Raw genomic sequence first — 14,152 nt, 5'->3', positions numbered from 1 at the left:
CTCCAAATCATTAGCAGCAGCCGCAGCCTACATTTTTGTGCGCTGTTCTGCCGATGATATTATTCTGTACTTCTCTGTCCAGTTCGATGAAGTATGCGGAATATCCAGCTACACGAACCAGCAGGTTCTTATAGTCCTCAGGACTTTCCTGCGCAGCTTCCAGTGTTCCTGCATCTACTACGTTAATCTGAATGTGTTCGCCGTTCATGTCAAAGTAAGACTGAATCACATTTCTCAAAATCTCTTTGCCTTCTTCTCCCTGCACAATGTTCGGGTCAAATTTAATGTTGAACAGTGCGCCGTTGTTGCAGTCACACTGGTCGATGGACGCAACAGACTTGATAGTTGCAGTCGGGCTGGTTACGTCTCTTCCTACCATTGGGGAAGCGTTGTCGGATACAGGCTCACCTGCCAATCTGCCGTCAGGTGTCGCACCGATGGTCTTACCCTGCAGTACGTTGAAGGATGTAGACAGAATGCAGTTTTCGTAAGTGCCGCCGCGGCTGTCACGATACTTGACCATTTCAGCATTGTAAGCACGAATCATACGATTTGCATAGCCATCAACTCTCTCTTTATCGTTACCGTATTTATCAACTTTGTTTAAGATGATATTGCGCAGTCTTTCATTGCCTTCATAGTTGCTGTGAAGAATTTCGTTAAATTCGCTGGCTTTCATCATCTTTTCCTGGAAGACTACATAATCGATTGCTTCCAAGCAATCAGCGCCGTTTGCCATAGCAACCAGGAATACGCCGGAACTGTTGTATAATGCGCCGCCTTCTTCCAGAGACTTTCCTCTGCCGATGCAGTCAGTCACCAGTGCAGAAGCATATCCCTTTGGAACATACAGTGCGTGCATTGCGCAAACCTTTGTGTAAGCTTCGCACATTACCTTTACAAAGTGTACAATCTGCTTGTGCAGCGCTTCTTCAAAATCTTTCACACTGGTGAAAGTATCAGGATCGCCGGTTTTCAGACCCATCTCACATTTTGCAACTGGATCATAACCATTGTTTAATACCAGTTCGATACATTTTGCAGCATTGATATATCCCACGTTTGGTCTGCCGTCAGTTTTGCCCTGCACATAAGGCTCTACACAGCCGTGAATCGTCCAATCTCTGGAATCTTCTTCTGTTGCACCTTTGTTTTTCAGTGCATTTGCAATCATGTTGTCATTGTAGAACGCCGGAATCGCATAACCCTTCTGCACCATGCCAAGAGCGACATCCATCAGTTCCTTTGGTGTATTATCGTTTACACGCAATGCCATGGTCGGCTGTACAGTCTTAACAAGATCCCATGCGTTAAATACTGCATAAGTCAACTCGTTGGTTGCATCTTTGCCGTCTCTGGTCAGCCCGCCAATTGCCATCTGCTGCCACATCGGATATGCTGCAAAGCCCAGGGAGTCAAAACTATCACGTAATTTCAGCATTTCTGTGCACTTGATGTATAAAGCTGCCAGCAATTCTTCTGCATCTTCTGCTGCCATATCGCCTTCGATAACAGATTTCTTATAATAAGGATACAGATTCTGATCCAGTCTGCCCACCGCAATGGAATGACCGTTGTCTTCAATCTGAATCGTCAGCTGCAGGAACCAAACAAACTGCAGCGCTTCCCAGAAATCTCTCGGCTCATTTTCAGGAACGTTAGAGCATACATCTGCAATTTTCAAAAGTTCTGCTTTTCTCTTCGGGTCTTTTTCTGCTTCAGCAAGTTCTGCTGCCTGATCAGAGAATTTGTGTGCAAATCTGATAACTGCCTCGCAGGAAATGATGTTTGCATTCCAGAAATCGATTTTTCTGCTGTCTTCCGGAGTCAGCACCTGGGTTTTTTCAATCATTTCTTTGGAACGGGCAATAATACCTTTCAGACCTACCGGCAAAATGCTCGGATAATCAGGGGAAATATGTCCCATACCTGTAGTTCTCGCACCAACTGACAATACACCACAATCCTGCGCTTTCAGCACGTAATCATCAAGTGCTGCAGTTGACTGTATATCAAAGGTATTTTCTCCCCAGCTTTCCAGGATTGGAAGCAGTTCTGCCTTTGTTTCAGCCGGTACTACAATCGGGTCAGTGCCGCGTACTGGGAACATATCAATTTCATCGATAACCCACTTTGCACCAAATTCAGGGAATACAGGAACGCCTCTGACTCTTTTGGTCTGGCTGCCTACAATCAGTTCTCCATCCTGCATGTTGGCTTCCATATTATCCAGAATATATGCAAATGCATGCGCTCTGCGAAGCACTGGTGTGTAGGTTGCAAATTTAGCATAAGCTTCCGTTACCAGCTTAGCCCTTTCGGTATCCAGCTGCGGTTTAGAATTTTTCAGACGCTCATTCATCATCTCAATTCTGTCTCGATTCATAGTCTTTCTCCTTCTCTTCAGTGGTTTATAAATTAAAAAAGTATGATTTAAGTTTTATTACCTAAATCATACTTGATAATTCATTCACAAGGTAGCGGAGAAATCTCATGTTCACCGTGACAATTTGTATCATGAAAAAACGTTTAGCCTTCTTTTATAAGAGCGAGAAACTTTTTCACAGACGGTGAAATATCACTTTTGGATTTTACCGCGAAACCAATGCTTCTATGAAGTTCTCTGTCGATCGGTCTGTATTCTACTGCAAAGCCGGAAACTGCGTATTCAGCAATCAGCTTTGGAACCAGCGTCACAAAACCGTTCTCCTCCACCATACGGATTACTGTAAAATCCGAATTGAAGGTGTATCCGCCTAAATCCTGATTGAGATCTATATATCTCATCAGCTGAATGATGTCCTGATCAAATCCTTTATGAGATTTAAAAAGAATAACCCGTTCTTTAAAGAGGTGCTCTAAAGTCACAATTTCATTTAGAGTCAGCGGATGTCCCTTAGGCAGCAGCGCCACATACTCATCTCTGCGCTCGCCGAACCAGTCAAAATTGTGATAAGGCTGCCTGCTGAAAAGTCCGATATCAATAATGCCACGGTTGAGCCACTGCTCCAGCACATCTACGCTATGTTCCTCTAAAACCTCCACCTGAATTTTAGGATATCGCTTGCAAAATTCCTTTAAAATGCTCGGGAGCAAAACATATGCCGTCGTTGGAAATCCCCCGATTCGAATCGTGCCCTTTTCCAGACCGTTGATTAGTGCAATTTCTGTTTCCAGTTTTTCACTTTCCTTAACAATCCGCCTTATCATCGGCATCAGCCGCTCTCCTTCAGAAGTCAGGCTGATGCCTTTATTGCTTCTTTTTATAATAGGAAAGCCCAGTTCTGTTTCCATACTGTTGAGCATTTTGGAAATCCCCGAATGGGTGTATCCCAAATCATAGCTAACATTATTAATACTCCCTCGATCGACCACCTTGAGCAATACTTCGTATTTCTTTAAATCCATCGGTTCACCCCTTTCAGTCTGCGGTTACGTAGATTATACATGTTCAACCCTGAAAATTCAATTCATATTAAATCATCGCTATAATAAAGTAAAAAAGGGGAGCAGGCACCAGCCCTGCTCCCAATAAGTTTTTGAAAAAATAAACGAGTTATTTAATTAGTTTGCTTTTGCCTTCTTAGCCGGTTTCTTTCCGTTTTTATAGAAGATACCAATGCCGGTCCAAGCCAGAACCAGTGCGACTGCTGGTGTTAGCCAACCTAAGAAACAGTATGGCAGATAGGATAATGTTGCAACACCTAAGGTGCTTGCCATGTACATACCGTTAGAGTTCCAAGGAATCAATGCGGCACACATAGTACCAGTATCTTCCAGGGATCTAGACAGTACCTTTCTGTCAATTTCGAGGTCGTCATATGCAGGTGCGAACAGCTTGGAGTTAATCAGCATGGAGCTTTCCAAAGATCCAGTCAACGCCTGCATCAGGAAAGACGATGCCAGTGTAGCAGTAACCAGCGTGCTTGCTCTCTTTGTAATACCTGCAACCTTTTCAAGAACTGTACGCAGTACACCTGTTACGTCCAAAATGTTGCCCAGCACGCAGGCAAAGAAATACAGTGCTACAGTCCACAGCATGCTGGAGAGGCCGCCTCTGTTGAGCAGTCTGTCGATGTCAGCAACGCCGGATTCGATGGAATAGCCATTGTACATAATGTTGGAAATATCTACAAAGGAAGTTCCCTGCAGAATCATAGCCATAACAGCGCCGAGCAGTGCGGAAACTACCAGTCCCGGAATAGCCGGTGCCTTCTTGATTACAACTACAAGCAGTACAACGATTGGCAACAGGCACACAGGGCTCAGATTGAAGTTGGCATCCAGATTGTCCAGATACATATTTACGGTAGATTCATCTACTGTACCCTTTGCTACAGTTGTAAAGCCTAAAACACCGTACATGATAATCGCAATGATGTAAGCTGGTACTGTTGTCCACAGCATGGAGCCCATGTGGGAGAACAGCGAAACGCCGGACATCGCGGAAGCCAGATTTGTTGTATCTGAGAACGGTGACATTTTATCTCCGAAGTAGGAACCGGAAACGACTGCACCTGCAGTAAATGCCGGATTAATACCAAGACCTGCTCCGATACCCATAAATGCGATACCTACAGTACCCGCAGAAGACCATGAGCTGCCGCAGGCGATGGACATGAATGAGCTTGCGATACAAGCGCAAATCAGGAAAAACTTAGGGTTGATAATTTTTAGTCCGATATAGATAATGTACGGGATTGTACCAGACGCAATCCAAGTTGCGATAACTGCGCCAATTAGCAGCAGAATAAAAGTAGCAATCAGCATACTGTAAACGCCATCCATCATCATCTTCTGGATATCATCCCATTTATAGCCTAGAAACATTGCATAAGCACTTGCGACAATAATCGCAAACATAAGAGCGATACGAATATCAATGTTCAGCCACAGCAGACTGGCCATCAGAATCGCTACGACGATAATCATGATGGAGATTGCCGCCAGGAAAGTTGGAGCTTTAATTTTCTTTTCCATAGTTTTCTCCTCAAACTTTTACATAAATTAATTGATTTTTTTTGGATAAAAGCAATTCTCTTTTCTCTACACCCATATTGATTTTATGAATATGTATACACATTCGACATGTATGTTGTCTGACAACATTATATCTGTTACAGCCGCTCCTTGCATAGCGTCCATTTGTTAATATGACCTTGACAAATCGGGCAATTAAATCTGGCAAAAATCCGTTTTGCGCCTTGACGATAAATTGTTTAACCGATATACTATGTCAAGAATTAAGAACCCTTGCGGAGGCATACATGGAAAAAACAGCACTATTAAGCAAACTTGCATTTACCCAATATAAAACACAATCCGACTATCTGGCAGAAAAGATTAAACAGATGATTACGCATGAGGAATTTGAGGACGGCTTTGTCTTTCCCAACGAAAATGAGTTCTGTAAAATTCTCAATGTCAGCAGAGGAACTCTACGAGATGCTTACAAGAAGCTAGATACACAAGGCTTTATCGAGCGAACCAAACACGGCACCTACGTAAAGTGTCGGGATACCATTGCAAAACAAGGAAATTTCACCGCAACTTTGGAACTTGCTTCCACCAAGGAGATGGTGGAATTTATTTCTGCTTTTGAACCGGAAGCAGCCTGTCTCGCAGCTCAAAAAATCGATGATGCCGGTATCGCACAACTGGAACTTCTCATGGAGGAGTGTGAACAGTGTGTCGGTAACCAGACTGCTCTGAACGAAGCCAATTACAGATTTCATGAGTTTATCCGCATGCAGGCCCAAAACAATCTGGTAACCAGCATTTTGACTGCATATTATGACATTTTCAATCAGTACATCATAAACTCTATTTATTATATTCTAAAAAACAGCGCTGATACATTCCGCGATACCGCACTCGCCCAGCACAGAGAACTTCTCGAAGCATTTAAAGCCCACGACGGCGAAAAAGTTCGGCTAATTACCCGCGAACATCTGCAGGCTGACCTAAAAATGTACGCTGCCCTAAAAGAAAAATCGGAAAGATAAAAATTCGACCACGTAATAATGCGTGGTCTTTTTTGTTTAAGAGTAGTTAAGAGTAGTTAAGAGTAGTTAAGAGTAGTTAAGAGCTCTCACTGATAAAATAACACTAGCATAAAATCTGCAAGTAGCATAAAAACACCAGTCAGAGTGCATCTCCAACTGGTCAAAATTTTATTTTTTAATTGCCTATTTGACAGGTAGCAGTTCAGTCACAAATCAGCATATATTCAATATATTTCTGATTGCTAAGTTTAACGTATATACTTTTTAAATTGTTGCTCGACGAAAAAACCCTTGTTCCAACATTAAGATTATTTGAAACAAAATTTGTATGCTCCATTGGCATCATATTTGAAATTTTACGCTTAATTCGTCCCACTTCTATAAAATCATCAGGTAGAAATTGTTGCAAATTATTAGTCTCTCCATATAACTTATTGTTATAGCATAGCATTGGGCGATACGAATGATGTTCTTCTAATGTCTTCATGAATACACTTGACAACAATACGGCAACGCCCAATATAATGCATATATAACATATCTTTTTATTGGCTAATAATTTCTTCATCCGTAAATAGTACACTCCTGTTTATATTTTGTTCCACTTGGAGTTGTATAAAGATTATTTAATGCGTCCATTTTTTCAAAACTGGTATACCAAGGATTCCAAATTGAATAATAAGATTTACTTCCCGTTGTATCATATCCTCTACATAATATAGCATGTCTATCATCTGAATTAGCTGTATTTTTACATCCAAAATAAATTGGACTGTTGTTATTCATCTCTAATTTAACTGTTAATCCTGATAAAATACCTGTTCGACTTGGCGATAACCCTTTATATTTGCCATATGCAACAACTTGGTCTCTACTTAAAGATTTTTTCTTTAATGAAGTGAGAGAAGTTCCAGGATAAGCATGTTCCATAACTTTCTGAGCCTTTATCGTAGAGTCATTCTTTATATGTCTACAAATCGTAGCAGTCACATAAGCTGCACACCAAGGCTCAGAACCTTGCGTTTCAACAATTTTAACATTCAAGTATTTAGAATATGCAGTTCTAGCTGCAAGTGGCATTGAAAAGTTTATAGGCTCTTTGGCATTCACTATAGTCGTCATACCTTTGCTCATTGAGACAATGTAATTTTGACCAACATCTGAAGTGCTTCTTCCTTGATAATCAGAAAGAATTGTTGAAACCTTATTTTGGGTTACAGCATAGATATCTTCATACTTTCCGACCATGATTTTAGCAGGGTTATCAGTATTAGTAGTATTTTCTAATTCTTTAAATCCCTCTACTATTTCTATTTCCTCACTAAAAATTCCAGAGTATTCCCCTTCCTCATCGGTAAATACTCTATAAAATCCAACCAAATCTCCATCACTATATACCAAAAAATAATAGAGTTCATCCGTATGAGAATCAATAGCAAATGGCTGTCCTACTGAAAGCGTATTCAATGGGTATAAATCACGTAAAATCCAACCAATATTTTCTTCTGCGTATGTATATACTTCATCTGGTACAGTTTCAGAGGAAATATAAATACCTTCTGAGTTCTTATCCCCTGTATCTAAATCAGCTCCAAAAACGGTTAGTGGACATGCAATAATAAGAATAGCGATTAATATTGTATCAATGCCTTTTTTCATAAATATTTTCCTCCCAATAAATGATTTAATATAATTGAGTTGAATTTCATATATATTCATCGTACCATTTGCGCAGAAATTTGTCAATAGTCTGAATTTGCAATTCGTCACGGGATTTTAAAATTCAGACGCACTTTTTTCATCCATTTTTCCATGGCTCTGCCGTAGTTTCATTAGAATTATTGTTTTCCGCACACAAAAAGGAGCTATCGCCCTAACGGTTATTTTCCATTGATGCGTAGCTCCATTTTCTATATCCAATAGTCCTTAAATTGCATTCGCTTTCTTCACAGCTTTATCCACAGAGGTCATAACCGCAGAGGCAAAGCCTTCATCCACCAGAGATTTGTAACCTTCGATGGTGACGCCGCCCGGTGAACACATTTCGTTGACCCTTTCCTTCGGCTCATCGCCGGTCTCATCGAGAATCATAGCAACGCCCAGCATGTTTTTGATGACCATTTTCTTCGCGTCGCTTCTGCTAAATCCCGCATAGACACCGGCATCAACCAAAGCGTCCGCCATCTGGTACAGCCACATCGGTCCCGAACAACTGAAAGCTGTAAATTCACCAAACATGGACTCCGGCAAAATAATCGTCTGCCCCAGTGCGCCTAAAAATTCCAGTGCATAAGCTTTATCTTCTTCATTAATATTGGCATTAAGGCAAACTGCACTGTGCCCATTGCCGGACTGTCCCAAGGTATTTGGCATCACGCGGATTACCTTTCTATCTGCGCCCAGCACCTCCTCAATAGAGGCAATCTTTACACCAGCTGCAATGGACAGCACCACCGCATCCTCTTTCACGACGCCAACCAGCGACTGCAATACCACCGGCACAATTTTAGGCAGTACCGCTATGACAATCATATCCGCTGTTTTCATCGCTGCGCTGGCATCCACCAGCGCTTCCACGCCGTAAGTTTCTTTTAGATAATCACAGCGCTGCGGGTTTAGTTCGCTCACCGTAATATCACCGGCTTTTGCAATTTCTCTTTGCAAAAGGCTTCTGATAACGCCTTCCGCCATGTTGCCGCCGCCGCAAAATACGATCTTTTTACTCATTTTGTTCCTCCGTATGATAGGTCTACGCAAGTTCCAAAGTTGCCTTTACAAACTGCGCATCCGTCTTTGTTTCTTCTGCCAGATATGCAATATCCTCAGCAGTGAGATTTTCAGGGGCTACACCCGCCTCTTTGCAAGCTCTCTTAATCATTGACTGTCTAAATCTGTTGATGTCAGCCACCTGATGTTTAATCAGACCGGGATTTTCCGGCAGCACGATATTCACACCCGGCTTGTCTTCTGCCTGAGGATTTCCAAACTTAATCTCAATTCCATTGTCTCTTGCAAAATCAAGCTGCGGCTGAATATGTTTTCCAGCACCTGTATACTCGGTTTCACTGATAACGATAATCGCATCTTCCGGCATTTCCTGTGCCAGAGAAAAGGCTGCTGCAAGGGCAGTATTTCCTGCTGGTCCTCTTTCGAGACCTTCTAAATTGGCAAGAGCTTCTGTCATGTACATAACTTCTCCCTGCTTTACTGTAACATATTTATCGGCATAACGCAAAATTCTTGCTGCGCTGCGCGGTGTGTCGGAGTGGTCAGGTCCTGTTGCATGAGGCACGCCAAAGCCAGTGTGTCCTGTAGTGCAGGATTTTTTGTTAAACTGGGTGTCTGATGCCATGTGCAGTCCCGTCAAGTCAATGGAAGCTGCGATAATCTCTGTATCCGCAGAACCTGCCTTGATCAATCCTCTTGCGGTTCCTGTAATCATGCCGCCGCCTGCTGTAGTGCAGACAACTGCATCAGGATTTTTCCCTGTCATCTCTCTGCACTGCTCAGCAATTTCGTATCCAAGAGTTTCTACCCCTGCAATACCGAACGGCGAATACAAAGAAGCGTTGAAGTAACCAGTGTCTTCTAAGATAGAAAGGAATGAATAGAAGAGCTCCGGCCCTACGGTCAGCTGTACAACTTCTGCGCCATAGGCTTCACACTTTCTTGCTTTCTCTACAATTTCAGGCTGCCCGATGCCTTTTGAGTCATAGCACTCCTGCACGACAATGCACTTTAATCCCTGCATCGCTGCCTGAGATGCTACAGCAGCACCATAATTTCCTGAAGTTGCAGCCATTACGCCCTTGTAGCCCAGCTTCTTTGCGTGTGCCACTGCGCAGGCTGCTCTCCTTGCCTTAAAGGATCCGGAAGCGTTTGCTGCTTCGTCCTTTGCAAAAATTCTAGCACCATATCCCGGCTTCGCATATTTTCTTGCAAGCTCTGTCAGGTTTCTAAGCTCAATGAGCGGCGTATTTCCTACTGCAGTCTTTGCCTGAATCTTTGCTACTTCTTCTACTGTATATCCGGTCTTTGCCATGAGTCCTTCATAGTCGAAAGCGACAGAGCCCGATTCAAATTCGTTATAGTCGATTCCCAGAGCTTTCAGGTTGATTTCTGCGGATCTTGCCATTACGGAATCGTAATCTTTTGGTAATGCCATTATTTCTCACCTCCGAACATGATTTCTCTCAGCTGTTTATCAATGTCTATAATTTCCGGCACGAATTTGCCGTAGCTGTGGGTATAGTAAGGTCCCTCTTCAATCAAGGTGCCCTTTACCAGTCTTCCCACTGCAGTCTTTACAGTTACTTCATCTCCTACTTCTGCAGCTTCTTCCTGCAAAAATCCCTTTGTCCACTGCTGCAGATCACATCTCTGTGTATCTTCCGGGATTTTAGCAGTTCTTTCTGCGGCTTTCAACACGATTGCGTGAATGCGCACCCAGTCTCCTCTTTTTGCCATGTTACTTTTCTCCTTGTACTATTTATAAACTCTTCTGCAATGTTCTTGCAATAATGTTATCCTGAATATCCTTTTCCAGATCTACGAAGTAAGCGGAATAGCCTGCAACTCTCACCAGAATGTTGCGGTACTTCTGCGGATCCTTCTGCGCTGCCAGCAGGGTTTCATCATCCACAACGTTGAGCTGAATATGCTGTCCGTGCTGGTCGTCAAAGTAAGTCTTTACGACAGTTTCGATGATTTCAAGACCTTTTTCACCCTTTACAATCGCCGGGTCAAACCGCTGATTTACCAGTACGCCGCTCTGTGCAAGCAGCGGATCAATTCTGCCAAGAGATTTTACCACAGCAGTCGGTCCGTTCACATCCATGCCGATCATCGGGGAAGCGTTGTCAGCAAGCGCTGTGTACGCTTTTCTTCCATCAGGCAGGGCGCCGATGAGCTGCCCCAATACTACGTTGTAGGACTGGGTGGAAATTACCATGGTATACTTTGCGTCACGGCCGTCGGTGTGCTTCGTAATCTGGTCGTTGCAAAGCTTTGACAGCCAGTGAGCGTAGCAGTCCACCTCTTCAATATCGTTGCCGTACTTCGGCGCTTTGTTTATGAGCAGCTGACGCAGGTTTTCCTTACCCTCAAAGTCCGTTTCCAGAAGATCCATCAGTTCCGCCATAGACAGATACTGCTTGTTGAATACGCATTCCTCAATCGCTGCCAGAGAGTCTGCAATGTTTGCAATACCAGTGATGGCAACAGCGGAATATCTATGCTCTGCGCCTCTTCTCTGCAGCACAGTTCCCTTTTCGATACAGCCGTGTGTGAAGCAGGAGCCTGTAATCGTCGGCGCTGTCCATGCGTGGCAGGATACGATTCTGTCAAAGAGTTCCACAAACTTGTTCATGAAGAAATCCTGCTGAATTTCGTAAGCGTCCATAATCTGCTTCACAGAAGTAAAGGTTCTCACATCTCCTGTCTTTGGTCCAATCTGCTTTCCTGAAATCGGATCCACGCCGTTGTTCAGGGTAATCTCAAAAACCTTGCTTGGATTAAAATATCCCGCATTTGACTGGAAATCGGTAATACCCGGTACACTCGGTTCGATACAGCCGCAGATACCCCAGTTTCTTGCATCTTCCAGAGAATGCCCCAGAGAAAGCAAGTGGGAAATGTTGGTGCTGTCGTTAAAGAATGCCGGATGGCTTCCTCCCTTTCTCGCTACAGCCAGCGCCAAACGGAAAGTTTCTTCGTCAACGCCATCATGGTAACGGAAGGATACGCAAGGCTCTTTAGTCTGCAGATCTTCCATGCAGTGTAGAATCAGTCTGGTCAGATCGTTGCAGCCGTCGCTGCCGTCAGGCAAAACGCCGCCGATCATCATGTGAATCCAGAGTGGGCAGCCCGGATATGCGATAGATTCTCTGGTGGTGCGAACCTCCCAAAGTTCTGCAATTTTTAGCTTAAATTCGTGTACTAAGTCAGCGATAAATGCTTCTTCCACGCCGTCAGCTAAATCCTGTTTATAGAACGGATACATGTACTGGTCAAATCTGCCCAAGCAGTTATCGTTGCTGTTATATTCCATCTGCAAAGCAAGATGGGTAAACCATACCAGCTGGGCTGCCTGGTGGAAGTTCTTCGGTGCATTTTCCGGCACAACGCGGCAGTTTTCAGCAATAGTCAAAAGCTGCGCTTTTCTTTCTGCGTCGGTGCAGTCTGCCGCCATGACTTCAGCCAGTTTTGCATATCTGTGAGCGAAACGAATGATAGCTTCCATAACAATAATCATCGCTTCCCATGTGTAGCGCTTTTCCATCTGTTCGATGTTCATCTTTTCAATGCCGGCGATATTTGCCTTGCACTGATCGATATAGAAGCGGTAGCCCTTTGTTACCAGTTCATCGTAAAAAGGCGCATGGTTCATGGTGGACTTGTTGGAAACGCCCTTTGTAAAAATCCCCAGGTTTACCATTTCGTCCATGTCAGGGTCTGCTAAAGCTGCGGTCAGATCGCCAAAAGCTCTGCCTTCCCATTTCTTCACAATCTCTCTCAGTTCTTCCTTTTCACCTGGCATAAACTTCAGATTGTCAGACTCTCTGGTGTCCAGTTCCTCTAAATCATCGCGAAGCCATGCAGTCATATCAGGATACAGCGGCGTACCGTGAAGACGAGAAGCCAAATGACCTGCCAGAACAGAATCTTCATCGATAAAAATCTTCTTATTATCCAGCACATAGGCAAAAGACTTTGCCCTTCTGATCATAAACGGCTCCATGGACGGCTGACTGTAAAAGTCCGTAATCAGTCTTGCACGGTCCAGACAAATTGTAACCGGTGTATCTCTTACCTTCTCACTCAATCTTACAATTCTTTCAGAAATCATTTTACTACCTCCTTATTATTGTTTTTCATCCAAAAACACTCTTTTCCATATTTATTTAACACTTCGTTCGCGCATTTTACTCGTGCCCGCATTTCCTCATCACTTGGCGTTCCGATATCAGAAAGGGCATAGCTTCGTCCCAGTGCCTTGTACTTCGGCGTTCCGAAATCGTGGTAAGCGAGCAATTCATACTCTTTTGCTGTAGGCAAGTTCCCCACAAATTCTGCAATTGCCCTGATATTTTCCTCGCTGTCTGTACAACCGGGTACCACCGGCGTTCTGATAGTAAGGGGAATACCAAAGGCAGAAATCTTTCTGATGTTGTCAAGAATCAACTCGTTGCTCACGCCTGTCAGTTCCTCGTGCACGCCGAGATCCATATGCTTCACATCCATGAACATGCCATCGATATAAGGCAAAGCCTCCTCAAACTCTTCATAGACCCCAAAGCCGCAGCTTTCCACCATGACGTGGATTCCTTTCTCCTTGCAGCGTTTTGCAATATCCCGCAAATAACCGCCCTGCATCAGTGGTTCTCCTCCGGAAAAGGTCACGCCGCCTCCAAACCTGGCATAAAAAGGTTTATCTTTTTCAATTTCCTTATATAATGCCTCCACCGTATATGCTTTTCCGCTGATCTTCTTCGCCTCAGCATAACAAATATCGGTGCACTGCATGCAGTTTGTACAAAGACTGCGATCTATTGTACCGTCATCGCAGATTGCATTTTCCGGGCAGACTTTTCTGCAAAGACCGCACCCCACGCATTTAACGCGGGATTCCATAATCTCCGTCTCAAAGTTTTGAGACTCTGGATTTGCGCACCATTTACATCGAAGTGGACATCCTTTGAAAAACACCAGTGTTCTCAGACCTGCCCCATCGTGAATGGAACATCTCTGTATGTTAAAAATCATGCAGTGTACTCCTTTTCATTCTTTATGCACTTTATATAAAAGCAAATTCCGTGCCAAATAAAATCATTGAGAAAGACCAGTCTTTCGTGTAAAATGATAAAAAAAACATGGTGTTCAGCCGGATTTTTTTAGTCAAAACGGCGAAAAAATCCGCAGTATGTACTATTTTCGTTACAGTTTTTTGCTGCTGTTTTGCTGTATAATTGACTTTCTCATAAAAACACTGTGTTTTGTGCTATTTTTGACACAATATTTTCAAGAGCTGCTCAATTACAGAGACACCTTCCCCTTTTTATAGCTTTTTTCCCTATAAAAACCACTGGCATATTTTTTGCTTGTATATATAAATGAAATAAAATCGTCATAAAGATAGAAAGGACCCG

11 protein-coding genes are annotated in these 14,152 nt (G+C 43.3%); 1 reads left to right on the top strand and 10 read right to left on the bottom strand.

Translation table 11 applies throughout. The features are described from left to right. Nucleotides 1–10 precede the first annotated feature (10 nt). The 3 genes from NFR88_RS02265 to nhaC all read right to left on the bottom strand — a co-directional run bounded on the left by NFR88_RS02265 (nt 11) and on the right by nhaC (nt 4,980). Nucleotides 11–2,386: a glycyl radical protein gene (locus NFR88_RS02265; protein WP_251613257.1), complete on the bottom strand. Its 2,376-nt coding sequence runs from the start codon at nt 2,384–2,386 to the stop codon at nt 11–13. A 143-nt stretch (nt 2,387–2,529) separates the two neighbouring features. Continuing rightward, the gene (locus tag NFR88_RS02260; RefSeq protein WP_160201714.1) at nt 2,530–3,408 is read right to left on the bottom strand and encodes a LysR family transcriptional regulator; all 879 of its coding nucleotides are present in this window, start codon (nt 3,406–3,408) and stop codon (nt 2,530–2,532) included. 156 nt (nt 3,409–3,564) lie between these two features. After that, nucleotides 3,565–4,980, bottom strand: coding sequence for a Na+/H+ antiporter NhaC (nhaC, locus tag NFR88_RS02255; protein ID WP_251613255.1), 1,416 nt, complete (start codon nt 4,978–4,980; stop codon nt 3,565–3,567). A gap of 287 nt (nt 4,981–5,267) precedes the next feature. On the opposite strand from nhaC, the gene NFR88_RS02250 reads away from it, so the two are divergent. Next, on the top strand, nt 5,268–6,005 hold the full coding sequence (locus NFR88_RS02250; protein ID WP_251613253.1) for a FadR/GntR family transcriptional regulator: 738 nt from the start codon (nt 5,268–5,270) through the stop codon (nt 6,003–6,005). A gap of 202 nt (nt 6,006–6,207) precedes the next feature. On the opposite strand, the gene NFR88_RS02245 is transcribed toward NFR88_RS02250, so the two are convergent. From NFR88_RS02245 to NFR88_RS02215, 7 genes are all read right to left on the bottom strand, one after another. Further along, entirely contained in the window at nt 6,208–6,573 is a 366-nt protein-coding gene (locus NFR88_RS02245) for a hypothetical protein (RefSeq protein ID WP_251613250.1), read from the bottom strand. Next, a complete protein-coding gene (locus NFR88_RS02240) occupies nt 6,570–7,664 on the bottom strand; it encodes a C47 family peptidase (RefSeq protein ID WP_251613247.1) in 1,095 nt (364 codons plus the stop codon). Before NFR88_RS02240 ends, NFR88_RS02245 begins: the two co-directional genes overlap by 4 nt. A gap of 267 nt (nt 7,665–7,931) precedes the next feature. Next, nucleotides 7,932–8,732 carry a pyrroline-5-carboxylate reductase gene (proC, locus tag NFR88_RS02235; RefSeq protein WP_160201988.1) on the bottom strand — a complete coding sequence of 267 codons (801 nt, stop codon included), beginning with the start codon at nt 8,730–8,732 and terminating at the stop codon, nt 7,932–7,934. A 22-nt stretch (nt 8,733–8,754) separates the two neighbouring features. After that, a complete protein-coding gene (gene ortB, locus NFR88_RS02230) occupies nt 8,755–10,170 on the bottom strand; it encodes a 2-amino-4-oxopentanoate thiolase subunit OrtB (protein ID WP_251613244.1) in 1,416 nt (471 codons plus the stop codon). Then, the gene (gene ortA, locus NFR88_RS02225) at nt 10,170–10,472 is read right to left on the bottom strand and encodes a 2-amino-4-oxopentanoate thiolase subunit OrtA (RefSeq protein WP_251613241.1); all 303 of its coding nucleotides are present in this window, start codon (nt 10,470–10,472) and stop codon (nt 10,170–10,172) included. Before ortA ends, ortB begins: the two co-directional genes overlap by 1 nt. 22 nt (nt 10,473–10,494) lie before the next feature. Further along, nucleotides 10,495–12,852, bottom strand: a complete 2,358-nt coding sequence (locus tag NFR88_RS02220) for a glycyl radical protein (RefSeq protein WP_251613238.1) — start codon at nt 12,850–12,852, stop codon at nt 10,495–10,497. After that, nucleotides 12,849–13,769 carry a glycyl-radical enzyme activating protein gene (locus NFR88_RS02215; RefSeq protein WP_160201992.1) on the bottom strand — a complete coding sequence of 307 codons (921 nt, stop codon included), beginning with the start codon at nt 13,767–13,769 and terminating at the stop codon, nt 12,849–12,851. Before NFR88_RS02215 ends, NFR88_RS02220 begins: the two co-directional genes overlap by 4 nt. Nucleotides 13,770–14,152: the final 383 nt, after the last annotated feature.

It is taken from the genome of Senimuribacter intestinalis (genome assembly GCF_943192965.1).
GTDB classification, from domain to species: Bacteria; Bacillota; Clostridia; order Peptostreptococcales; family Anaerovoracaceae; genus Senimuribacter; species Senimuribacter intestinalis.
The sequence above is the reverse complement of the archived record's forward strand: the minus strand, read 5'-3'. Positions and strand labels throughout refer to the sequence as shown.